A 22,052-nucleotide genomic window follows, 5' to 3' on the forward strand; every position below is an offset into this window, starting at 1 on the left:
ATGAAAAGGACAAAATTCATCCGAAAAACAATATTATTTCTAATGCTTACAGGCAGTGCACTGTTTTATTATGCATGGCAAATCGAACCTTTTGATGTAGAATTTGTAGAGTTGGAAATGGAGATCGAAAATCTTCCCCAAGAGCTGGAAGGGAAAACCCTGATGCAAATCAGCGATACGCACATCGGTGATCGGTTTGATTATCAATATCTGATTGATAATTTTCAAAAAGCACAGAAAATGAACCCCGATATTGTGGTTTACACAGGTGATTTTCTGGCCTATAAATCCCCGAAACAATTTCAACAACTGGCAGAAGTTTCTCCTCATTTTGTGAAAGGAAAACTAGCGACAGTTGGGGTTTTGGGCAATCACGATTACGGCAAAAACTGGAATGAATCCGATGTAGCAAACCGAATAGAAAAAGATTTGGAAACCGTCGGAATTCAGATTCTTCGCAACGAGTCTTTGGAAGTTCAAGGTTTAACCATTTTGGGTATGGATGACCTTTACGGCACCCATTTCGAAGGAGAAAAACTAATGAAAACATATCGAAAATCAGCTGCCAATCTGGTTCTCTGTCATAATCCCGACGCACTGGATTTACCGATTTGGAATGATTATCGGGGTTGGATTTTATCGGGGCACACGCATGGCGGACAAGTTAAATTCCCCTTTTTTTCTCCTCCGGTTTTACCGGTCAAAAACAAAAAATATTCAGCCGGGAAGATTGAACTGAATGATGGAAGAACTTTGTATATCAATCGTGCGTTGGGTCATACCTATCAGATCCGCTTCAATGTCAGACCTGAAATCACTTTGTTTAAACTGAAATCTAAAAAAATTTAATAACATACTTTGAATTGCAAAGTTCTTTAAAAAATCAATTATGAATTATCGATTAAATTTCATGTTGTGGCTCTACGATTGGTCACAGATTTTTTACGCCCAATTCTTCAAACGAAACAAAAAAGCATGGGGAATTTCCATCCACGAATTTTTGTTGTATCCCGAAGGAACTTTGGGAAAAGCTTTGGGCGAATTCTACCGCGAAAAAGGGTTTTCCGTAATGCCCAAACTGGAAAATCACGATGTTTTTCACCTCATCACCGAAACCGGAACGGAAATCCAAGATGAAATCGCCATGCAATATTTGCTTTTCGGAAACGGAAAAAAGAGTTTGTATATGTTCAGCATGATCGGAATCGGCACGGTTTTGTATCCTGAATTTTTGAAATATTACTTAAAATCTTTCCGGAAAGGGAAATCCATAGCCCGATTTCATGATATTGAATTTAAAGATTGGCTGGATACTTCAGTAATTTACATCAAAGCCGGCATCCAATCCAGGAATTATCTTTTTATTTGATCTTAATGAATTTATAGAAAACTTAACAAAACCAAGTTTTGACTGCTTCATAAGGTTTTCCTACCTTCGCAACAAATTTTTTCAATGGAAGCAATTGAAACTTTAATTGATTTTATCCTGCATATCGACCAGCATTTAGAATTTTTCATCAACACTTATGGATATTGGGTTTATGCGATTTTATTTCTGATTATTTTTGTCGAAACAGGTGTTGTGGTCATGCCATTTCTTCCGGGAGATTCTTTGCTTTTCGCCGCCGGAATGCTCGCTGCCCAACAAAACGAACTCAATGTCTGGGTTGTCATCGTTTTGTTACTCATCGCTGCGGTTTCGGGTGATTCACTGAATTATTCCATCGGCAAACGTTTTGGGATGAAAGTCACAAAAATTAAGGTTTTGGGAAAACAATTTGTGCAACAGGAACATATCGATAAAACGCATTCATTTTACGAAAAATACGGAAGCAAAACCATTGTGATTGCCCGTTTCGTACCGATTGTAAGAACGCTTGCGCCATTTGTTGCGGGAATCGGGCGAATGAGTTATAAAACTTTTATTACTTATAACGTGGTCGGAGCCATTCTTTGGGTGGTCGGTGTGACGCTGATCGGATACTTTTTGGGTAATATTCCGATTATCAAAGAAAATTTCTCAAAAGTTGTGATTGGCATTATCATTCTTTCACTGCTTCCGATTGTTTACGAATTTGTAAAGGAGAAATATTTCAACAAGGAAAATACAGCTTGATTTACGGGAAATTTCGAAATTCGATTTTCGATTTTCGATTTTCGCTTAAAAATCATTTCGATTTGAATTTTAATAAAGTTTCTTTTGTGAAGTCTGAAAGCACCAAACGGCCGCTCATTTCGGCGCGTTGTTCCATCAGTTTCGGAAGATGTTCAGTTCCCTGCCAAAATATGGATTTCAGGTCGCGCATCGCATCGAGACTATAAACCGAAAGCTGCTGTGCAAAGCTCATCGCTTCCTCTTCACAGGTTTGAGCATCGGCGAAAATATGGTTGTAAATTCCTTTTTCTTTCAGCCATTCGGGCGATTTCCATTCGGTAGGATTCATCGTCATCTCCGAAAAAGCCGTGATTCCGATTTTTCGGGTAATGGCAGGTTCAATGACAAACGGACCAATTCCGATGGATAATTCGCTCAGACGCGCCGAAGCATTTTCATCGGCCAGCGCATAATCGCAAGCCGAAGCCAGACCGACTCCGCCGCCCACAACTTTTCCGGTAATGCACCCAACGATGAACTTCGGGCAACGGCGCATGGCCAGAATTACATTGGCAAACCCTAAGAAGAATTTTTTCCCTTTGGAGAATTCATCGATGGTCAACAATTCGTCAAAGGAAGCACCGGCACTGAAAACCTTATCACCTTCACTTTTCAAAATGATGATTTTAACCTCATCGTTTTTACCTAGTTCATCCAGCATTCTGATGAGTTCATGCAATTGGGCACTCGGAAAAGAATTGCTTTTCGGATGAAAAAATTCGATGGTCGCAATATTGCTGACAATGTCGGATTTTATATAATAAGCTTCCATTTTTTTAATTTGATTTAAACTTAGAAATTTAATTTTAATTTTCGGCGTCGTAATAAAGTTTATAGTATTTTTTACCCTCATCATCCACGCCTTGCTCAATCATCTTGCGATTTCCATGAACATAAATATGGAAATTTTTATCTAGTTTGATGATGCTTTTGAAAAAACGGGCTTGCTTTTTTACTGCGTTTTTAGAGATTTCGAAATGGTCATTCACATCCACTTCATAAACTTCTTCGTATTTTTTCTTATAATCTTCAAAACTTTGTTTCAACTCATCCTGCGTTAGTACTTTATCGGCAAAATCATTTAATTCAAAAACATCTGCTTCCTTGAAAAACTTCATCGTGTTGTTGAGCAAATCCACCTGATCGACTTTGCTCACTTCGAATTCTTCCGGCAATTTATCCATGACATAACTTTTGCAAAGATTTAGAGTGTTTTCGGTATCGAAGAATTCATTTTGTCGTTGCATTATGCCCAGAAACTCATCGGCCCAAATGCCATATTCCTCACCCTTGGAATTGTCAACAGAAGCCACAATAAAACCTTCTTCCTTTTCAGTATTAAAAATCAGACAGCCTTTGTCAATTTTGGAAAGATTGATTCCTTCTTCGGTCCATACTTCGTAAGAATTTTCATTCGGGACGGTTTTTAAGACTCTGTCTTTGGATTCGGATTTAAAAATTCCTACTACTGACATATTTTCGCCTTCCATCAGCGCATCAGGAAAAAAGACGACAAATAGCTCCCCTCCTCTGGCTTTTGGGTGTGCACCCACCTTAAAAAGGTGTTCGGCAATGCGAAGTGAGTTTTGGAAAAGCTGTTTCGGGTCTTCAAAAATGTTTTTCACAAATTCAAAAACCGGATTTTCATCGGTTTTGAACTGAAAGTATTCATCAGTTTTAAAAGGTTTAAGAAAAAAATTATACAGCGTATCAGTCAGTTCAGCCGGATAAAAAGTAAGGGTTTTGGAAAGATGAATATCCTCGTCCAAAGCTCTGTTTCCCACTCTGTGGATGGCTACGTCAAATGTTTCTTCGGGGTTTATAAAGTGCATAATTATCAAATTTAATGCAGCGAAATTAATGGACTTAAACTTGAATTAAAAATATTTCATACAGTTCCTTTACCAATATTAAATAAAAATTAAATTGTTTAGATTTTGTTGAAAAAATTTGGTGATTGTTAAAAAAATCATAAATTCGCCCAACATCTACACTACCCCTATTCCTAAAAAATTTAAAAACTATTAATGAACCTTTCCTAAACCGAAGAGAAGTTCAAATTATTTAGAATTTAAATTTTAGGAAATGAAGTATTTAAAGAGCATTGCTTTGGCCATGTGTTTGGGCTTTGCATTACTTAACGTTTCAGCACAGGAATTTATCGCAACAACTGATAATTATTTGTGGGAAAGTATTGAAAAATCCGTTCGTGCTATTGAAAATGAACGGTCTGTTCCGGAAAATCCGGAAATAAGTGAGTTGAATCAAAATTATTTAAGAGCCCCCAACAGTTATATTTATGATGTAGGTTTGGCCAAGTCACAGAATTATGGCGGATTGAAAATCCCGGTGACTAAAGCTTTTGCAGTTTGGGAGAGTTCTGAATGGTATCTCAACCAGTCTTTGAATTCAGCGCATATTCTTTCTGCGTTTATTTACTGGGAAGATGTACCGGGACTGATTCAAGATGTGGATATAGAAAATGCTTCTCCGAAGTCCAATTCAAAAATTCTCGTAAAAATTAATCCGAAAAAGGGTAAAGGAAATGCCGTGATCTCACTTCATTTGGGAAGTCTGGGAAATTCTCAAGATCCTATAGTCTGGAGCTGGCATGTATGGGTGACCGATGATCCATCACAAGGAACCTCGTTTGGGCAGGACATGGAAACCGATCTCAATGAAAGTCCTTTTGTACCTCAATATATGGACAGAAATCTAGGAGCGGTAAATGAGGAGATTTTAGGAGATGAATGGCATAAATCGGGTGGACTCATGTACCAGTGGGGAAGAAAAGACCCTATACCTCCTTTGATTACCAAAGATTTTTCTTTCCATGAACTAAACGGCCTTGTGGGTTATATGCGAAATCGGGAAGGAATCCACAGTGGTAATATTATCCCAGAAATTGTCCGTCCTTTTTCCGGAATTTCCAGCAATCTGAAATTTTCAATCCAGAACCCGATTGCCTACATGATGAACAATGACAGCGGAACCTGGTTTTCCTCCCAACAATACAAAATAAACAGTTCAAACCCTTCAGAAATCATCGCCTGGGATCTTTGGGGAGACAATATGAGAGGAGGTGATTCAAATGCCAACAGTAGCAATACACAGATCAAAAAAGACAGTCGCTCTTATGAATTGAAATCTCCGTACGATCCCTGTCCCAATGGCTGGCGTATTCCATCTTTCATGGGACGCACTACCACCAATAATAATCTCGGACCCTGGGGCCGCAAAAACAGCGGATTTAATGATGATGAAAATCCTGAGAAAAACAGTTTACATCCCAATGTGCAAAACACCGCCTTTATAGGTGCTAAAATTCATAACGGAATCGGAATAGATTTTACCGACGCGCATGATTCATCCTCCAATTCACGTGACATCGGAATCATGCCTACTACCGGCTTTTTCAAATTTGCACCAAACGGAGGTCAGCCATCTGTGGTTTTCCAGGATGAAAGTGCAATTGCGGCTTTATGGACTGCAACCTATTCATTGGGCGGCGCCAGATATCTGCGTGTAACCACAGATCCATTGCGACCTGACCTTAGCGAATATGGTCTCAATCAGGTTTTGGTAAATCAGACTACCTTTTCTGCCGAAGCGCTAGCGGTAAGATGCATGAGAGACCCCAATCACAACCTGACAGGGAATTTCTCAACAGAATATATCAGTGCTACAAAAACTTATTTTACAGACGGACTGGATAATCCCAACAGCTATATCGTTCATGAAGAGACCGAAATGCTTATTCCTGTCAACAAGGCGTTTTCTGCTTATGAAAATTTATTTCCCGAAGATGACGCACTGCCTCACAATAATCTGATTGCAAATGTTTACTGGACTGACAATCCCAATATGGTGCAAACTGTAAAACTGATAGGAGAAGGTGATCCGCGACAGAAATTCATACGTGTTCAACTAAATGCAGGACAAAAAGGAAATGCAGTGATTTCTTTACATAATAATTCGGTAAATACACCCGCATACTGGAGCTGGCATATCTGGGCTGTTGCAGATGAGATTCAGGAAATTACTTATGTAAATCAGGAAATTTTGCCTGCAGAGCATCATTTCGTGAATGCCACCGGAAGAGAAAATCCGGCGCTGACCACTATTTTCATGGACCGAAATTTAGGAGCTATTCATGATTTACCTGTAGAAATTAAGCAAAATCCAAATGCGCCCGAATTAATAAATCAGGTAAAATTATCGGGTGGGCTTCATTATCAATGGGGAAGAAAAGATCCCATTCCCTCTTTCCGTTATGTGGGTGGTGAAAATTATGAAATCTACAGAGGGACTTCAGTCAATGCAAATGGAGTCGTTTCTTATTCAAATATCAGCCAGACGACCTATATCGATCAGTTTACGGAAGTTTATTCTGATTATTACAATAATTACAAACCCAATTCCAGTGACGATAAGCACAAAAAAGCCGATAAAGTAGTGCAGTATTCCGTACAAAATCCTTTGACATTCCTGCATCATGCAACAACAGAACTTTCTGACTGGGTTTCCAATGAAACTTCCATTGATTACGACCGCTGGGGCCATGCTCAGAAAAAATCGGTTTATGATCCATGTCCTGATGGATGGCGCGTACCTGACACCTTTAAAGTTCATGAGAACGGAAGAGGGAGCTCGCCTTGGTACAATGGAAAAAAACTGGAATCATTACAGGGAAATCCACAATTCATAGGAAGCCATTATGGTGGAGAATTTTTCCAGCACGACAACAAAGCGGTAGGATGGTTTTTCAATGATCAGGATTATCAAATCGGCTATTTTCCTACTACCGGAATCATTGGTAAATTTTCGCCAAATTCCATCGGGGGCACAAATGTAGCACAGGCAATCACAGGTGTCTGGACCGCCGCCATGACGCAACAATTGAAAGGTTTTGCGCTGGCCATGTCAATCGGGAAAATCGCAGGTTCAGATCACAAAATGATTTCGACTGGCAATGTCCCACCTGCTTATGGTCTAAATGTTCGTTGTGCAAAAGATTATCCGCGATATGAAGGAATTGTAGGAGAAGATTATTTTGAAATGTCAACTAATGAGTTTACCCAAAATTCACAAGACAGTCTGAAAATATATCCAAACCCCGTAAAAGACTTTCTTAATATTTCTTCCCCGTTGGAAATGAACATTGAAATCTATAATTTACAGGGACAACTGTTGAAGAAAGGAAAGTTTGAAAACAGCAAAATAAATCTGAGTGATCTGCAAAAAGGAGTTTACATCGGACTCATTTATGAGAAAGATTCATCAGGTTTTACAACCGTAAAAATTATCAAACTTTAATTTATTTATTTGCAAAAAACGCTTAAGCATGCTTAAGCGTTTTTTGCATTTCTGAATTAAAACTTATAGACAAAAGCATTAATGTTCATTCCGGCACCGACAGAAGCAAACAGAACTACATCATTTACCTGAATTTTGTGGTCTGCTAAATCTCCTTTTAAAATCATAGTGAGTAGCGAAGGAATGGTTGCGACACTACTATTTCCCAATTTTTGAATGACCATCGGCATAATGTTTTCAGGCACAGGAACATCATATAGTTGATAAAATCTATTTACAATAGCTTCATCCATTTTTTCATTTGCCTGGTGGATAATTATTTTGTTGAGCTGTTGAATAGAATATCCACTTTCATCCAAACATTTTTTCATTGCGTCAGGAACATTCAAAAGCGCAAATTCGTAGATTTTTCTTCCATTCATTTTGATGTATTTTACATCTGCACTACTTTCATTATTATAAGATTTACCGAAATATAAATAGTCCTTTTCGTGTAGAGTATAAGAAGCAGAAATATGTGATTGGATACCGGAATCATCTGTGCTGATCTCTAAAATTGCGGCTCCCGCACCATCGGCATAAATCATGCTGTCTCTGTCATGAATATCCACCACTCGTGACAAAGTTTCAGCACCAACCACCAAACATCTTTTCGCTATTCCCGATTTGATAAAAGCATTTGCCTGAATCATAGCTTCAATCCAGCCAGGACAACCAAACAAAATATCATATGCTACACAGAAATTATTTTTTATCTGTAAAAGCTGCTTTATTCGCGAAGCCAGGCTGGGCACAGCATCTGACTGAATCGTACCAAATGAAACATCGCCAAAATTATGAGCAAATATGACATAGTCCAAAGTTTCCGGGTCAATACCCGAATCCTCAATTGCCGCTTTCGCTGCAATGTATCCTAAATCCGAGGCTACTTGATACTGACTCGCATATCGTCTTTCTTCAATACCCGTAATCTCTCTTAATTTATGCGCAATTGTAGCATTATCTTGCTTTAAGGTCTCTCCACCTTGATCCAAAAAATTATGATTGTCAAAAAATAAGTTCGTTATCGTTTCTGAAGGTATGTAATTTCCAACTCCAATTATTTTACTTCCCATTTATAATAATAGCTTTATCTCATTCAAAATCAAATGAAAATCAGGTAAATGTACCATAAGATTACCAACATACTTACCTTGTTTGTGCTAAATATTACCAAACATTTTTCTCTTTGTCTATACAATTTATATTAAATAGAAAATATAACACCTACTCAAAAGCAACATTCCAGGCTTAATAACTTTGCTTACAAATAATTATAAACCGATTTAGATAATTATCTAAATTAATGGCGTACCTTTGTAGGATATTTATCGAATCAATAAATGTTCATTCTTTTTTGGTTGCTTTAGATTCAAAGAACCAATTTTTTCAATTCTATGAGCATTTTCCAAATCAAAAAGATCAACCTTTCGGAAAAATATTTCAGCTAAAATTTCACTTTATCTGAAATAGAAGAATTGCTTTCTTGTCCTTTCGTTTTTGATCAAGTTTAAATTGAATCAACGCTCAAGGAAGAAGAAAGATAACAAATTGATTTTCAATAAATAAAATAATAATTTAATTCAAAATAAGTATGGGAGATTCTTTTTTCAAAAAAGAAAATGCTAAGAAAAAAGCCAAGAAAAAACAAGAAAAATCGCTTCGAAGAGAAGAGCGAAAAACCAACAACAACAAAGGGCAGTCCCTTGAGGAGATGTTTGCCTACGTAGACGAGAATGGTCAGTTGACCTCAAGTCCACCCGACAAAAAGGACAAAACAGAAATCAATCCAGAAAACATCCTTTTAGGCGCAAGACCTATTCCAGATGAACCCACAATCAACACAGGGGTCATTACATTTTTCAGCGAAAAAGGATATGGATTTGTGACCGATGATATAACAAAGGACAATGTCTTTTTTCATAATAATGATGTGGCAGAACCTGTCAAAATGAAAGACAAAGTAAGCTTTGAAAAGAAAAAAACACCGAGAGGTGACAATGCAATCAACCTCAAAAAAATATAACAATTAAATACAAAATGCAATGCAAACAGGAACCGTAAAATTTTTCAATGAAGTAAAAGGATTCGGATTTATTACGCCAGATGATGGTGGGAAAGATATTTTCGTACACTCAACAGCTTTAAGCCAAAGAATTTCTGAAAACGACAAAGTAACTTTTGATACTGAATCTGGTCAAAAAGGCCTTAATGCTGTAAACGTTAAAAAAGCTTAATTTTCAGTTTTATAAAAACTTAAGCCCTTCATCCTATGAGGGGCTTTTTTGTGTAAAAAATTTACCTATAACAAAAAAAGAGCAATCAACTATCAATCAGTTCATTGCTCTTTTACCTAAGTGACCTCGGCAGGATTCAAACCTGCAACCTTCTGAGCCGTAATCAGATGCGCTATTCAGTTGCGCCACGAGGCCTTAAAATTGGACTGCAAATATACACTATCTTTCTTTTTCCACCAAATTCCTTAAATTGCGTTTATGAAATTTTATTGTTTTTCTTTTCTGCTACTGGTTTTACTCGCTTGTAAACAGACCGATAACCAAAATTTTAAATCCAATTCTGACGAAAACATTTCTTACATCACTCAGATGAATTGGCAAAATCACGAGGATTCACTGATTATTAAGTCGGGAAATGATGAAATTCTTTTGAAAAAAGAGGAACTTCCTATAAAGTCAGTGATGGTCATTCCGACTTCGGTAATTGCGTATTTGGATGAATTGAATTCAATCGATAAAATCACAGGCATCAGTCAGCCTGATTTTATTTTCAATGAAAAAATTCATTCGAAATTAAATCAAAATGAAATCGAGGTCATCGGAACTTTCAACGAAATATTTATCGAAAGGGTGTTGGTTCAACAACCCGATGTTTTCATTTCCACTTCGAGTCCGACGTTGGCTAAATTCCATGAGTTACTGAAAAAACAAAACATCAAAGTTTTGCTGATTGACGAATATGAAGAACTGAATCCGCTTGCGAAAGCTGAATACATAAAGCTCATGGGTATTTTGGTCGGAAAAGAAAAAGAAGCAGAAACAATTTTTTCAGAAATCGAAAAAAATTATCTTGAAATACAAAATAAAGTCAAAAACTCTTCCAAAAATCCTCCAAAAATATTGACCAATCACATGTACGGCGACGTTTGGTATATGCCCACCGGAGAGAGTTTTCAGGCGAGTTTATTTGAAGATGCCGGCGGAAATTACCTTTGGGCTTCGAGCTCAGGTAAAGGTGCGCTTAATCTTTCCTTTGAAACGGTTTTTGAAAAAGCAAACGATGCCGATGTCTGGATGAATGCCGGAGATTTCCCGAGCAAAGCCGCTCTTTTAGCAAGTTATCCAAATTATAATTGGTTCAAATCTTACCAAAACGGAGCCATTTATAATTGGAACAAACGAAAATCCGCTACCGGCGCCAATGATTATTTTGAAACAGGAACCGCTCGTCCTGATTGGGTTTTAATGGATTTAGCAGCAATTTTTCATCCGGAATTATTTCCTGGACATGAATTGGTTTTTTATGAGAAGTTAGAATAACTCCGACTTAAACTGCTCCAAAAAGCGGATGTCGTTTTCGGTGTACATACGGATGTCCCCGATTTGGTACAACAACAAAGCAATTCGTTCGATTCCCATTCCAAATGCGAAACCGGTATATTCTTCCGGATCTATATTTACGTTTTTCAACACATTGGGATCTACCATTCCACATCCCATAATTTCCAACCAACCGGTTCCTTTGGTCATACGGTAATCGGTTTCGGTTTCCAGTCCCCAATACACATCTACCTCAGCGCTTGGCTCTGTAAACGGAAAATAAGAAGGACGCAAGCGAATTTTTGATTTCCCGAAAAGGGCTTCGGTAAAATAACTCAAGGTCTGGCGCAAATCGGCAAAGGAAACATCTTTGTCAATGTAAAGTCCTTCGATCTGATGGAACATCATGTGCGAACGGGAAGAAATGGCTTCGTTCCGATAAACACGTCCGGGCGAAAGAATTCGCATCGGCGGTTTATTTTCTTCCATGTATCGAATCTGAACCGAAGAAGTATGCGTTCTCAAAACCACATCTGGCCCTTTTTCAATGAAAAATGTATCCTGCATATCGCGTGCCGGATGATGTTCCGGAAGATTCAGTGCAGTAAAGTTATGCCAATCGTCTTCGATTTCGGGTCCGTCTGATAGTGTAAATCCGATTCGTGAAAAAATATCAATGATGCGGTTTTTCACAATGTTTATGGGATGACGCGCACCTAATTCATGAATTTCTCCGGGTCTTGTCAAATCAAGTTTTGAATGAATTTCCCCAATATTTTCAAATGATTCTTTAAGCGTTGCAACTTTTTCGTTTACGATGTTTTTAAGTTCGTTTACGACTTGTCCGAATTCTTTTTTCTGTTCGTTTGGAACCTCTTTAAAACGGGCAAACAAATCATTTAAAATACCTTTTTTACTTAAGAATTTAATACGGAATTCTTCCAGTTCGGCAGGGTTTTGCGCTGTGAATTCACGCGCTTCATCTATGTATTTTTTGATTTGGTCCATTTAATCAGGTTTGAGAATTGCAAATTTAGAATATTCGAACTGAAACAAAAAACTTTGACAAATGAGAATCTGCCAAAGTCTTTTTATTTTTATGCGCTTAAATAGTTGTCAGACGAACTGTGTTAGTCATTCCTTTCTCAAAAACAGGCATTGCATTTAGATTGATTACATATTCACCATCTTTCACATAACCGATATCTCTAGCCACGCGATTTACATTGATAACGGTTTCGTCTGTGCTGATGTCTCCTGGTTCATAATACATTGCTTTTACACCCCAAAGCAGATTAAGTCTGCGAATGATCTTTTTGTTGGGCGTAAAAACCAAAATATAAGCCAGCGGCCTGTATGATGAAATCTGGAAAGCTGTATAACCCGAATATGTCAATGTGGAAATAGCTTTTGCATCTGTAAGCTTAACCATGTGTGCGGCATTATAACAAATGATTTTGGTGATAAAACGGTCATTTTTATTGTTGGGCTTCAGAGTTGGAACATTGATAAGATCTGAGTCTTCTACTCTTTGCAGGATTTTGGTCATGGTTTCAATAACCTGAACCGGAAATTTCCCCACCGATGTTTCGCCGCTCAGCATCACAGCATCTGCGCCATCAAAAACTGCGTTTGCCACATCATTTACTTCAGCTCGGGTCGGCGTAAGACTACTGATCATGCTTTCCATCATTTGGGTAGCAACGATAATAGGTATTCTGCGAAGCTTTGCTTTTGCAATCAACATTTTTTGTGTTTGCGGTACGACTTCCATTGGCATTTCCACTCCAAGATCTCCACGTGCAACCATCAAACCGTCAACAGAATTCAGAATATCATCAATATTTTCGAGCGCTTCCGGTTTTTCAATTTTAGCGATGATCGGAATTTTATAATCAGCGTTTGCTTCAATTAATTCTTTCAAATCTTCCACGTCCTGAGAAGTTCTCACAAAGGATAATGCAATCCAATCCACGCCTTTGCTGATAGCAAATTTTGCATCTTCAATATCTTTTTCTGTTAATGCCGGAAGTGAAATTTTGGTATTTGGCAGGTTCACGCCTTTTTTGGAGGAAAGCGGCCCACCCTGAATCACTTCAGCTTTTACTTCGTCTTTTTCATTTGTACTGATAACTTTCAACACAAGTTTCCCGTCATCAATTAATATGTTCTCACCTACTTTCACATCGGTCGGAAAACGTTTGTAGGTCATATAGGCTTTTTCGCGGTTTCCTTTAATTTTTTCATTTGTAAATGTGAAAATATCTCCGGGTTCCAGAATTACTCCTTCTTCCATCACGCCTATTCTCAATTTTGGACCTTGTAAATCGGCCAGGATTGCGGTATTGAATCCAAATTCTTCATTTAGTTTGTGAATGATTTCAATGTTTCTCTCCACAATTTCATAATCGGCATGGGAGAAATTAATTCGAAATACATCCACCCCTTTTTCCATCATTTCGCGCATCCTTTCTTCTCCTTCCGTTGCCGGACCGAGTGTTGCGACGATTTTTGTTTTCTTCAGGTATTTAGGATTAAAATATTGCATCTTTTTTGTTTTAAAAAATCAAACGATCTATGGTTTTGATTGAACTTGTATCAAGTTCCGTTATAAGTTGTATAAAATTATTTTCTGTAAAAATTAATTCTTCCGAATCATCTCCTGTCACTTTCAACAGAAAATTATATTGTTTGTATTGATTGATCAGTGCAGGCGCCACATCAAAAAGCGCTGACAAATTTCCGAAATTTTCTCCGGAATTCATTGTGTAAGCAACATTCTTAATGATATTATAATATACACCGTTTAATTCATTTTCCCATTCAAAAACCGGATAATAGGAAATTTGCTCCTGAATCAGCACATCAATGTCTGTGCAACGCGCAAATTTGGTTTCAAAACTACGGTTCAGGTTATAGACAAACTGCGGAGCGTCGGAAAAAGTCGACAAGATTCCGTAAAGCCGGAAATCAATAAATTCCGCTTCATCTATCAACAAGGTTTTTACAGCCATTTATAAAACGTTTTCCATCTTGTTTTGCAAGAAATAATACGCTCGTTTTGAAGCGTTTTCTTCTGCACGCTTTTTGGAAGTCCCCCGCCCCTTTGAAATTACTTTTTCATTCAGACGCACAACCGATACAAAGACGATCAGGTCTTCTGCGTTGTCTTCTTCAAATGTATTGAAGTTGATCTTGTTTTTGGTTTTCTGTCCCCATTCCAGAATCAGACTTTTGTAGCTGGAAATGGTTTTCTCCAGTTTTTCCATGTCAAAGTGCTGATCGATGATCTTGGTAAAGATGAAATTTGCTGTCGCATCAAAACCTCTATCGATATAAAGTGCTCCGATTAAAGCTTCCACCAAATCTCCGTTGATATCTTCTCCCAAATTTGGATTGCCAGCCGGATGCAGGCGTTTTGCTAATTGCATTTGTTTACCTACACCATTGAGTTGATTTCTCGAGACGATTTTAGATCGCATTTTGGTGAGATAACCTTCCTGTTTATCGGGTGCTTTTTCAAAAATAAACACAGATATAATCAGCCCGAGAACCGCATCACCAAGGAATTCTAGTCTTTCAAAATTGACGTCGTTTCCATTTTCGTCTTTTACCTGAGCTGATCTGTGGACAAATGCTCTTTTATAAATTTCGATGTTTCCCGGTTTCAGCCCGGTAATTTTTGTTAGAAAACCTTCAAGTTCCGCATTTTCCTGCGTGTTTTTATTAAAATTCTTTTTGACGAATTTTTCTTTGATTTTCTCCCAAAAGAGCATAAGATATTAGATTTTTCTAAATACGACGCAAGCGTTATGACCGCCAAAACCAAATGTATTACTCATCGCTACTCTAACTTCTCTTTCCACCGGTTTGTTGAACGTAAAGTTCAGTCTCGGATCTAGATTTTCGTCATCTGTAAAATGATTAATTGTCGGTGGAACCTTATCGTACATGATAGCCCCTACAGTGGAAACCGCTTCAATTGCGCCCGCCGCTCCCAATAAATGTCCGGTCATGGATTTGGTCGAATTAATCTGAATTTTATAGGCATGTTCACCAAAAAGTTTCTGAACAGCTTTGGATTCAGCGATATCTCCCAAAGGTGTGGAAGTTCCGTGCATATTGATGTGATCAACGTCTGCCAATCCAATCTGTGCATCCTCCAATGCGTTTTTCATCACATTGTATGCACCCAATCCTTCCGGATGTGGTGCGGTCAGGTGATGCGCATCTGCAGACATTCCGCCTCCTATGAATTCGGCATAGATTTTTGCGCCACGTGCTTTGGCATGTTCGTATTCTTCAAGGATGATGCTTCCGCTTCCTTCACCCATAACAAATCCATCACGGTCTTTGTCAAAAGGTCGTGATGCTGTTTTGGGATCGTCATTTCTGACAGATAGCGCATGCATCGCATTGAATCCTCCGATACTAGCTGCAGTGACAGCGGCTTCTGAACCACCGCTCACGATGACATCTGCTTTACCGAGTTTGATTAGCATCAGTGCATCAATCAAGGCATTGGTAGAGGAAGCACAAGCCGAAACCGTTGTGTAATTAGGCCCCATAAATCCAAATTCCATGGAAATATGTCCCGGTGTGATATCGGCAATCATTTTAGGAATAAAAAAGGGATTGAACCGAGGTGTTCCGTTGCCGGTTGCAAAATTACTCACCTCTTCTTCAAATGTTTTGATACCTCCAATTCCGGAACCCCAAATTACGCCGACTCGTTGTTTGTTGACGTTGGACTCAAGGATACCGCTGTGTGCAACCGCCTCGCGTGCCGCCACAAGCCCTAATTGTCCACAACGGTCAAGTTTACGCGCTTCTTTGCGATCAAAATGATCTTCGGGATCAAAGTTTTTGACTTCGCAGGCAAATTGGGTTTTGAATAATTGGGCATCAAACAGGGTTATAGGTGCAGCTCCACTAACTCCAGCAGTTAATGCGTTCCAGTACTCCTGAAAATTATTACCGATGGGTGTGAGCGCACCAATACCTGTTACTACAACTCTTTTTAATTCCATAAAATTTGGAAAATAGTGAAGAATTATTTATTTAAATCTTCAATGTATTGAACTGCTTGTCCAACCGTTGAAATTTTCTCTGCTTGATCGTCCGGGATTTGAATGTCAAATTCTTTTTCAAATTCCATGATTAATTCTACTGTATCCAAAGAATCAGCACCTAAATCATTTGTAAAGCTTGCTTCTAAGGTTACTTCACTTTCATCAACGCCTAATTTATCAACGATGATTGCTTTTACTCTTGATGTAATGTCAGACATAATAATTGTTTTAATTGTTTTTGATTTGGCAAAAATATAAAACTTTAACTAAAGTTTTGAAAAATTATCATGCAAACATAATGAACCCTACGTTTTAAACAAATTAAACTCCTATAATTCTTACAAATGAACGCATTTCCAAGTCTTATTTTTTGCAAATAATATTTCATTTTAGATTGATTCTGCTTTAAATTTCTGATGAATATCATTACATTTATTGATTTGAAAACTACATATTTGACTAAATTTGGGCGCTAAACGCAATACCTAAAAACAAACAACAACAAACAATTAGTTATGAAAAACATCAGAGTAATCCAGGAGCTTCACCAAATGGGAATCACGGGTTATCATGAAGTCGTTTACAATCCGACTTTTGAAGAACTTTTTAAAGCCGAAACTTCTGATAAAAACACCGGTTTTGAACAAGGAATCGTTTCTGAACTGGGTGCAGTTGCCGTAAAAACAGGTGTTTTCACGGGGCGTTCTCCTAAAGACCGCTTCATAGTTGAAGATGAAATAACCAAAGACACCATTTACTGGGATGGAAAAGTTAACTTACCCACTACACCCGAAATCTTTACACATTGTAAAAATCTGGTTTTGGACCAATTATCCAAATCTAAAAAACTATATGTTGTAGATGCCTTTTGCGGAACAAATCCAGACACACGGCTGAAAGTACGTTTCATCATGGAAGTAGCCTGGCAGGCACATTTCGTGACCAATATGTTCATTCGCCCTTCCAATTACGAACTGGAAAACTTCGGTGAACCGGACTTCATCGTGATGAACGGATCCAAAACCACCAACCCGGACTGGGAAAAACAAGGATTGAACTCTGAGAATTTCATCATGTTTAACCTGACCGAAAAAATCCAGATCATCGGTGGAACCTGGTACGGTGGCGAAATGAAAAAAGGAATGTTTGCCATCATGAACTATTACCTTCCACTTCGCGGAATTGCTTCCATGCACTGTTCTGCCAACGTAGGTGAAGAAGGCGATGTGGCTTTGTTTTTCGGGCTTTCAGGAACCGGAAAAACAACTTTGTCTGCCGACCCAAAACGTTACTTAATCGGAGATGACGAACACGGCTGGGACGACCACGGTGTATTTAACTTCGAAGGAGGTTGCTACGCAAAAGTAATTGACCTTTCCGAAGAAAAAGAACCGGACATTTACCGCGCCATCAAAAGAGATTCTTTACTGGAAAATGTGGTAGTAAAAGAAACCGGCGAAATCGATTTCACCGATGGTTCTATTACTGAAAACACCCGTGTTTCTTATCCGATTTATCATATCAACAAAATTGTCCTGCCGTCCAAAGCCGGACACGCCAAAAAAATCGTTTACCTTTCGGCTGACGCTTTCGGCGTTTTACCTCCGGTTTCGGTTTTAGACGACGATCAGGCACAATACCATTTCCTTTGTGGATATACTTCCAAATTGGCCGGAACCGAAAGAGGAATTACAGAACCTCAACCTTCGTTCTCGCCAGCATTTGGAGAGGCTTTCCTGACTTTGCATCCAACCATGTATTCCAAAACTTTGATTGGAAAAATGAAGGAACACAATGCCAAAGCTTATTTGGTAAACACAGGTTGGAACGGTACCGGAAAAAGAATTTCTTTGAAGGACACTCGTGCGATCATCGATGCCATCATTGATGGATCCATTGAAAACGCACCAAAAACAAAAATTCCAATTCTGAATTTGGAAATCCCAACGGAACTTCCAAATGTTTCTCAAGGAATTCTGGATCCGAGAGATACCTACAGTAGCGCCGCCGAATGGGAAACCAAAGCAAAAGATTTGGCCGGCCGATACATAGAGAATTTCAAAAAATATTGCGACACACCGGAAGGAGAACGCTTAGTTGCCGCCGGTCCTCAGTTGTCCTAAATAAAGAATTTCTTTATTTTGCCTCACCCCGAATCTGTTGTAAACAGATTCGACCTCTCCAAAGGAGAAGTGAAGCGGAAACCCCGAGGCAAGCCTCGAAGAATTTTTTAGAAAAACCATAAGAAGAATTGTTTCAGTTTGTCAAATTGAAACAATTCTTTTTTTATGTTAAAATTCCCGAAACAGGATTAACAAAAATACCAGCCTAATAGACTGATTTAAAGATAATCAATTGATTTTAGCTAAAAATAAATTCAAATTATTAATAAATTTTACGAAAATAAATTTGTGAGATTTAATGAGAGGCTATAAATTCGCGCCAATTTATGCAAACTTTAAAAACAAATAATTTATTATGCAAGACTTATTAATTCCGCAGGGCGCAGTCGCCCGAGCAAATGATTTGGCATTGGTTCCAATCATTGATCCCAAGAAGTTCTCTTTTGTAGTTAACAAGATGAGAACTTTTTTTTTGCGCAAAGGTTTCGTTGAAGTTCACACCCAAAACCGCTTGAGTATATTGGCTGCTTGCGAAAACCCTCATTCCATTGCTTCGTACGAATATTGCGGCAATGTTTGGCCACTCCCTCAAACCGGCCAAATGTGGTTGGAGTATGAATTATTGACGAAGCCGGAAGTTCCCGGTTTTTTTTGTGTCTCAACGAGCTATCGTAACGAAAAAAACCCCATCAAAGGACGGCATCAACGGATTTTCCCCATGTTCGAATTTGAAATGCACGGCGGAATCAAAGAACTGATTGAACTGGAAATTGAATTGCTGGAAGATTTAGGTTTTGGCAAAGCCGAAGATTTCGTTCACGCCGACTATGAAGACATTGCAAAAAAATATGGTGTCGATACCATTGAGGCAGAAGATGAATTGAGAATTCAGGAAGAATATGGAAATGTTTTCTTCCTTGAAAATTTCCCCGAACGTACCAATCCTTTCTGGAACATGAAAAGAAACGGCGAAACCGCCAACAAAGTGGATGTCCTTTTGCACGGAATTGAAACCATTGGCTCAGCCGAAAGAAGCAGTGATGCGGTTGAGCAACGAAATGCTTTTTACTCGATTGAAGAAGGGAAATACGCCGAAAAATTATTTGACCTCTTCGGGAAAAGCCGTGTGGAAGACGAATTGGAAGATTTCCTTTCGTTTGAATTCTTCCAGCGCTCAGGCGGCGGAATGGGCGTTCCCAGAATGATCAGAGCTTTCGAACTTTCGGGATTAATTTAACATTGTCATATTTAACTAACACATTCAGAGGCGGAATTCGTTCCGCCTTTTTTTATGGTTTTTCTTTGATTCCGGCCTGATGCGCGAAGTTTTCAGCAAATTCAATTATATAGTTTGCGACTTCATCTTCATTGGTTGCTCGCTGATAGGAATTGGCCATGGAAATAAAAATCTGATGATAGAACTGTTTCATATCGTCCATCGGCATTTCCTTGGTCCATAAATCAATTCGCAAAGCTTCTCTTTCCTTGTCATCCCAAACCGAAATCATCGCAGCTTTTGTTTCCTGATTGTTGATACCTCCATCTTGTGCATTCCAAGTCATTTTCTCCGGAACATGGTTTTCGTCCAGTTCCACTTCTACTATTATCTGTGTTTTTCTCATTATTCTTTTATTTTACATATTTAAATTTCCTCTCATTTGGAGAGGGCTAGGCTATTCATATTTCTCCACTTCGTCATTTGAAGCGGTTTCGCTTGGTGCATAATTTCCGCTTCCCTTTCTTGGTTTGTATTTGGATTCTTTGAAGATTACCTGTGTATCCTGATTGATAAATTCCTGCAGACTTACTTCAGGATTTTCGTCCAGGTATTTTCGGCAAATCTGCCAACCTATCCAAGCTCCGATTCTTCCCGGCGATTCGGTTTCGATTTCATTTAAGAATTTTGAGAAGGGGCCGGGTTGTAAAAATCTTTCGCGAAGCGATTTATCATTTTCAAATACCATATTTTGTTCCACGAAATAATTCCAGATATCGCCCTCGTTTGCGATTGCCCAATCCAATTGTTCTTTTGTATAACCGATTTTCAGTTCGTCAGCAGTTTTGGGCAATAAAGCATCAGCCAACACCAGTTTTTTTCCTTCATCCACCATTAAATCAATGAAAGCCTGCTGACGAGGATTGAACGGAATAATTTCTCTTCCGATTGACTGGACAACTGCCGGTGAAATGTTTTCAGGATTCATGGTTTTCGTTACATAAGGAAATACCCTTTCTCTTTTGTACCAATAACTTTCACTTCCCAAAAATCCGTCCAAAGCAATGAAAAGCATCCCTTCTCTTTTACCGTAAAGTACCGGTTCATAAAGATTTTGGAGCCCCGACGAATAGGTATAAACTTGCGGCAACATTTCATTTGGAAAATAATGTTGGTAATAGGCGAAAAGCTTTTTTAAATCTTCCTGAAAAACCGGTTCTGCGAATTTTTTATTGACCGAATCAAAGACTGCCAGCTCCAAAGTATCTCTGCGCTGCGCTTCCCAAATAGCATTGTCCACCGAATTATCAAAAAAGAAAGGATAACGGGATTGCAAAACATCCAGTCCAACTGCCGGATCAAAAAAATCCTTACTGATGTCGGTTATTTTCAAATCCACTTTTTCCTGTGGCAATTCTACGTCCCAACGATTTTCCTTTCCGCAGGAAATCAGAATCACCGAAAAAATAAAAACGAACCAATGTGAGGTTTTCATTTGTAAAATTTTAAAATTTATTTTTGTTGCCTAATCTAATGCCTTAAAATTTCTAATTTGATTCAGAACTGTTTTTTAGGCATTTCATTATCTTTGAATTAATTTGAACCGCAAATTTAATGATATAATGCAGACCGAAAAAATCATAAATCACATTGTCAACTGGTTGAGCGATTACCTGAAAAATTCAGGACAAAAAGGATTTGTTTTGGGGATTTCGGGCGGCATTGATTCCGCAGTGGTTTCGACGCTTTGTGCCAAAACGGCTTATCCGGTTCTTTGCATGGAACTGCCGATTCATCAGGCAGAAAATCAGGTTACGCGCGCTTTGAATCATATCAACTGGTTGAAATCAAATTTTGAGAATGTGGAAGGAAAATCCGTCAATCTGACGACGGTTTATGATGAATTTGTTTCGGTGGCGGAAAAGTCGGACAATGAATATGCCTATAATTTATCTCTTGCCAACACCAGAGCGCGACTTCGGATGACTACACTTTATTATTATGCCGGATTATATGGTTACATCGTGGCAGGAACCGGCAACAAAGTGGAAGATTTCGGAGTGGGATTTTTCACCAAATACGGCGACGGCGGCGTGGACATCAGCCCGATTGCGGATTTGATGAAATCGGAAGTTTATGAAATTGCCGAATTTTTAGGCATCAATTACGAAATTCAAAAAGCCGCTCCTACCGATGGACTTTTTGGGGATAACCGTACCGATGAAGATCAGATCGGCGCCAGTTATGATGAGCTGGAATGGGCGATGAAAGCCGTAGACCGCGGACAGATTTCCAAAGATTTTTCAGGCAGGGAACGGGAAGTTATGGAGATTTATGAAAAACGCCATCGAGCCAACCTGCATAAAATGGTTCCGATTCCGATTTGTGAAATTCCAGAGGAATGGAAGTAGGTTTTAGCGACGATTTCTATGCTTTAACGATGTGTGGTGATTTTACCACAGAGATCACGGTGAGTACTGAGTTTATCACTTTACGTTCTTTGCGGTTAAAAATAAGGGTTATGCATTACAAAGGCTTTTGAATTTCAGACACTCGTTTCTGCTTCACTTAAAC

General features: G+C 38.6%; 21 protein-coding genes and 1 tRNA gene. 10 read left to right on the forward strand and 12 right to left on the reverse strand.

Annotated features, from left to right (window positions below):
- From WBF63_RS06750 to WBF63_RS06760, 3 genes are all read left to right on the forward strand, one after another.
- Positions 1 to 849, forward strand: coding sequence for a metallophosphoesterase (locus WBF63_RS06750; protein ID WP_424368950.1), 849 nt, complete (start codon positions 1 to 3; stop codon positions 847 to 849).
- Positions 850 to 889: 40 nt separating this feature from the next.
- On the forward strand, positions 890 to 1,369 hold the full coding sequence (locus tag WBF63_RS06755) for a hypothetical protein (RefSeq protein ID WP_424368951.1): 480 nt from the start codon (positions 890 to 892) through the stop codon (positions 1,367 to 1,369).
- Between the two features lie 84 nt (positions 1,370 to 1,453).
- Positions 1,454 to 2,116, forward strand: a complete 663-nt coding sequence (locus WBF63_RS06760; protein WP_424368952.1) for a DedA family protein — start codon at positions 1,454 to 1,456, stop codon at positions 2,114 to 2,116.
- A gap of 52 nt (positions 2,117 to 2,168) precedes the next feature.
- Here the strand turns inward: WBF63_RS06760 and WBF63_RS06765 are convergent, their stop codons facing one another.
- Positions 2,169 to 2,927, reverse strand: a complete 759-nt coding sequence (locus WBF63_RS06765) for an enoyl-CoA hydratase/isomerase family protein (RefSeq protein WP_424368953.1) — start codon at positions 2,925 to 2,927, stop codon at positions 2,169 to 2,171.
- A 34-nt stretch (positions 2,928 to 2,961) separates the two neighbouring features.
- The gene (locus WBF63_RS06770) at positions 2,962 to 3,987 is read right to left on the reverse strand and encodes a nucleoid-associated protein (protein WP_424368954.1); all 1,026 of its coding nucleotides are present in this window, start codon (positions 3,985 to 3,987) and stop codon (positions 2,962 to 2,964) included.
- 253 nt (positions 3,988 to 4,240) lie between these two features.
- Here WBF63_RS06770 and WBF63_RS06775 point away from each other — a divergent pair, with 253 nt between their 5' ends.
- Positions 4,241 to 7,471, forward strand: coding sequence for a T9SS type A sorting domain-containing protein (locus WBF63_RS06775; protein ID WP_424368955.1), 3,231 nt, complete (start codon positions 4,241 to 4,243; stop codon positions 7,469 to 7,471).
- Between the two features lie 56 nt (positions 7,472 to 7,527).
- Here the strand turns inward: WBF63_RS06775 and WBF63_RS06780 are convergent, their stop codons facing one another.
- Positions 7,528 to 8,586 (reverse strand): 3-oxoacyl-ACP synthase III family protein, encoded by a 1,059-nt coding sequence (locus WBF63_RS06780; RefSeq protein ID WP_424368956.1) that lies wholly within the window; start codon positions 8,584 to 8,586, stop codon positions 7,528 to 7,530.
- Positions 8,587 to 9,104: 518 nt separating this feature from the next.
- On the opposite strand from WBF63_RS06780, the gene WBF63_RS06785 reads away from it, so the two are divergent.
- Together WBF63_RS06785 and WBF63_RS06790 are read left to right on the forward strand one after the other, a co-directional pair.
- The gene (locus tag WBF63_RS06785; RefSeq protein WP_424368957.1) at positions 9,105 to 9,536 is read left to right on the forward strand and encodes a cold-shock protein; all 432 of its coding nucleotides are present in this window, start codon (positions 9,105 to 9,107) and stop codon (positions 9,534 to 9,536) included.
- 19 nt (positions 9,537 to 9,555) lie between these two features.
- The gene (locus tag WBF63_RS06790; RefSeq protein WP_424368958.1) at positions 9,556 to 9,747 is read left to right on the forward strand and encodes a cold-shock protein; all 192 of its coding nucleotides are present in this window, start codon (positions 9,556 to 9,558) and stop codon (positions 9,745 to 9,747) included.
- A 121-nt stretch (positions 9,748 to 9,868) separates the two neighbouring features.
- Here the strand turns inward: WBF63_RS06790 and WBF63_RS06795 are convergent.
- A tRNA-Arg gene (locus tag WBF63_RS06795) sits at positions 9,869 to 9,942 on the reverse strand.
- 63 nt (positions 9,943 to 10,005) lie between these two features.
- Here WBF63_RS06795 and WBF63_RS06800 point away from each other — a divergent pair.
- Complete coding sequence (locus WBF63_RS06800) at positions 10,006 to 11,067, forward strand: ABC transporter substrate-binding protein (protein WP_424368959.1); 1,062 nt, start codon at positions 10,006 to 10,008, stop codon at positions 11,065 to 11,067.
- Here the strand turns inward: WBF63_RS06800 and pheS are convergent.
- From pheS to WBF63_RS06830, 6 genes are all read right to left on the reverse strand, one after another.
- Complete coding sequence (gene pheS, locus WBF63_RS06805; RefSeq protein ID WP_424368960.1) at positions 11,059 to 12,075, reverse strand: phenylalanine--tRNA ligase subunit alpha; 1,017 nt, start codon at positions 12,073 to 12,075, stop codon at positions 11,059 to 11,061. The two genes, WBF63_RS06800 and pheS, sit on opposite strands and share 9 nt — an antisense overlap.
- A 97-nt stretch (positions 12,076 to 12,172) precedes the next feature.
- Positions 12,173 to 13,615, reverse strand: coding sequence for a pyruvate kinase (gene pyk / locus WBF63_RS06810; protein ID WP_424368961.1), 1,443 nt, complete (start codon positions 13,613 to 13,615; stop codon positions 12,173 to 12,175).
- 10 nt (positions 13,616 to 13,625) lie between these two features.
- Positions 13,626 to 14,081 carry an IPExxxVDY family protein gene (locus WBF63_RS06815; RefSeq protein WP_424368962.1) on the reverse strand — a complete coding sequence of 152 codons (456 nt, stop codon included), beginning with the start codon at positions 14,079 to 14,081 and terminating at the stop codon, positions 13,626 to 13,628.
- Positions 14,082 to 14,843: a ribonuclease III family protein gene (locus WBF63_RS06820; protein ID WP_424368963.1), complete on the reverse strand. Its 762-nt coding sequence runs from the start codon at positions 14,841 to 14,843 to the stop codon at positions 14,082 to 14,084. It abuts the gene before it with no gap.
- Positions 14,844 to 14,849: 6 nt separating this feature from the next.
- Entirely contained in the window at positions 14,850 to 16,097 is a 1,248-nt protein-coding gene (fabF, locus tag WBF63_RS06825; RefSeq protein WP_424368964.1) for a beta-ketoacyl-ACP synthase II, read from the reverse strand.
- A gap of 23 nt (positions 16,098 to 16,120) precedes the next feature.
- Positions 16,121 to 16,357, reverse strand: a complete 237-nt coding sequence (locus tag WBF63_RS06830; RefSeq protein WP_182042247.1) for an acyl carrier protein — start codon at positions 16,355 to 16,357, stop codon at positions 16,121 to 16,123.
- Between the two features lie 297 nt (positions 16,358 to 16,654).
- Here WBF63_RS06830 and pckA point away from each other — a divergent pair, with 297 nt between their 5' ends.
- Together pckA and WBF63_RS06840 are read left to right on the forward strand one after the other, a co-directional pair.
- The gene (pckA, locus tag WBF63_RS06835) at positions 16,655 to 18,262 is read left to right on the forward strand and encodes a phosphoenolpyruvate carboxykinase (ATP) (protein ID WP_424368965.1); all 1,608 of its coding nucleotides are present in this window, start codon (positions 16,655 to 16,657) and stop codon (positions 18,260 to 18,262) included.
- A gap of 355 nt (positions 18,263 to 18,617) precedes the next feature.
- A complete protein-coding gene (locus WBF63_RS06840) occupies positions 18,618 to 19,499 on the forward strand; it encodes an amino acid--tRNA ligase-related protein (protein WP_424368966.1) in 882 nt (293 codons plus the stop codon).
- Positions 19,500 to 19,551: 52 nt separating this feature from the next.
- Here the strand turns inward: WBF63_RS06840 and gldC are convergent, their stop codons facing one another.
- Together gldC and WBF63_RS06850 are read right to left on the reverse strand one after the other, a co-directional pair.
- Positions 19,552 to 19,884, reverse strand: a complete 333-nt coding sequence (gene gldC / locus WBF63_RS06845) for a gliding motility protein GldC (RefSeq protein WP_424368967.1) — start codon at positions 19,882 to 19,884, stop codon at positions 19,552 to 19,554.
- Between the two features lie 51 nt (positions 19,885 to 19,935).
- Complete coding sequence (locus tag WBF63_RS06850) at positions 19,936 to 20,973, reverse strand: gliding motility protein, GldB (RefSeq protein ID WP_424368968.1); 1,038 nt, start codon at positions 20,971 to 20,973, stop codon at positions 19,936 to 19,938.
- A 127-nt stretch (positions 20,974 to 21,100) separates the two neighbouring features.
- On the opposite strand from WBF63_RS06850, the gene nadE reads away from it, so the two are divergent.
- Positions 21,101 to 21,889, forward strand: a complete 789-nt coding sequence (nadE, locus tag WBF63_RS06855; protein ID WP_424368969.1) for an NAD(+) synthase — start codon at positions 21,101 to 21,103, stop codon at positions 21,887 to 21,889.
- The last annotated feature ends 163 nt before the right edge of the window (positions 21,890 to 22,052 follow it).

The sequence above is a fragment of the Moheibacter sp. genome (genome assembly GCF_049672845.1).
Taxonomy (GTDB): Bacteria; Bacteroidota; Bacteroidia; order Flavobacteriales; family Weeksellaceae; genus Moheibacter.

Bases quoted from the DNA above. Each gene is read 5' to 3' on its own strand.
- pckA (WP_424368965.1), top strand. From the start codon at position 16,655: ATGAAAAACATCAGAGTAATCCAGGAGCTTCACCAAATGGGAATCACG.
- gldC (WP_424368967.1), bottom strand. From the start codon at position 19,884: ATGAGAAAAACACAGATAATAGTAGAAGTGGAACTGGACGAAAACCAT.
- WBF63_RS06790 (WP_424368958.1), top strand. From the start codon at position 9,556: ATGCAAACAGGAACCGTAAAATTTTTCAATGAAGTAAAAGGATTCGGA.
- WBF63_RS06840 (WP_424368966.1), top strand. From the start codon at position 18,618: ATGCAAGACTTATTAATTCCGCAGGGCGCAGTCGCCCGAGCAAATGAT.
- pheS (WP_424368960.1), bottom strand. From the start codon at position 12,075: ATGGACCAAATCAAAAAATACATAGATGAAGCGCGTGAATTCACAGCG.
- WBF63_RS06820 (WP_424368963.1), bottom strand. From the start codon at position 14,843: ATGCTCTTTTGGGAGAAAATCAAAGAAAAATTCGTCAAAAAGAATTTT.
- WBF63_RS06850 (WP_424368968.1), bottom strand. From the start codon at position 20,973: ATGAAAACCTCACATTGGTTCGTTTTTATTTTTTCGGTGATTCTGATT.
- pyk (WP_424368961.1), bottom strand. From the start codon at position 13,615: ATGCAATATTTTAATCCTAAATACCTGAAGAAAACAAAAATCGTCGCA.
- WBF63_RS06760 (WP_424368952.1), top strand. From the start codon at position 1,454: ATGGAAGCAATTGAAACTTTAATTGATTTTATCCTGCATATCGACCAG.
- WBF63_RS06780 (WP_424368956.1), bottom strand. From the start codon at position 8,586: ATGGGAAGTAAAATAATTGGAGTTGGAAATTACATACCTTCAGAAACG.
- WBF63_RS06755 (WP_424368951.1), top strand. From the start codon at position 890: ATGAATTATCGATTAAATTTCATGTTGTGGCTCTACGATTGGTCACAG.
- WBF63_RS06750 (WP_424368950.1), top strand. From the start codon at position 1: ATGAAAAGGACAAAATTCATCCGAAAAACAATATTATTTCTAATGCTT.
- WBF63_RS06785 (WP_424368957.1), top strand. From the start codon at position 9,105: ATGGGAGATTCTTTTTTCAAAAAAGAAAATGCTAAGAAAAAAGCCAAG.
- WBF63_RS06815 (WP_424368962.1), bottom strand. From the start codon at position 14,081: ATGGCTGTAAAAACCTTGTTGATAGATGAAGCGGAATTTATTGATTTC.
- WBF63_RS06770 (WP_424368954.1), bottom strand. From the start codon at position 3,987: ATGCACTTTATAAACCCCGAAGAAACATTTGACGTAGCCATCCACAGA.
- nadE (WP_424368969.1), top strand. From the start codon at position 21,101: ATGCAGACCGAAAAAATCATAAATCACATTGTCAACTGGTTGAGCGAT.
- WBF63_RS06765 (WP_424368953.1), bottom strand. From the start codon at position 2,927: ATGGAAGCTTATTATATAAAATCCGACATTGTCAGCAATATTGCGACC.
- fabF (WP_424368964.1), bottom strand. From the start codon at position 16,097: ATGGAATTAAAAAGAGTTGTAGTAACAGGTATTGGTGCGCTCACACCC.
- WBF63_RS06830 (WP_182042247.1), bottom strand. From the start codon at position 16,357: ATGTCTGACATTACATCAAGAGTAAAAGCAATCATCGTTGATAAATTA.
- WBF63_RS06800 (WP_424368959.1), top strand. From the start codon at position 10,006: ATGAAATTTTATTGTTTTTCTTTTCTGCTACTGGTTTTACTCGCTTGT.
- WBF63_RS06775 (WP_424368955.1), top strand. From the start codon at position 4,241: ATGAAGTATTTAAAGAGCATTGCTTTGGCCATGTGTTTGGGCTTTGCA.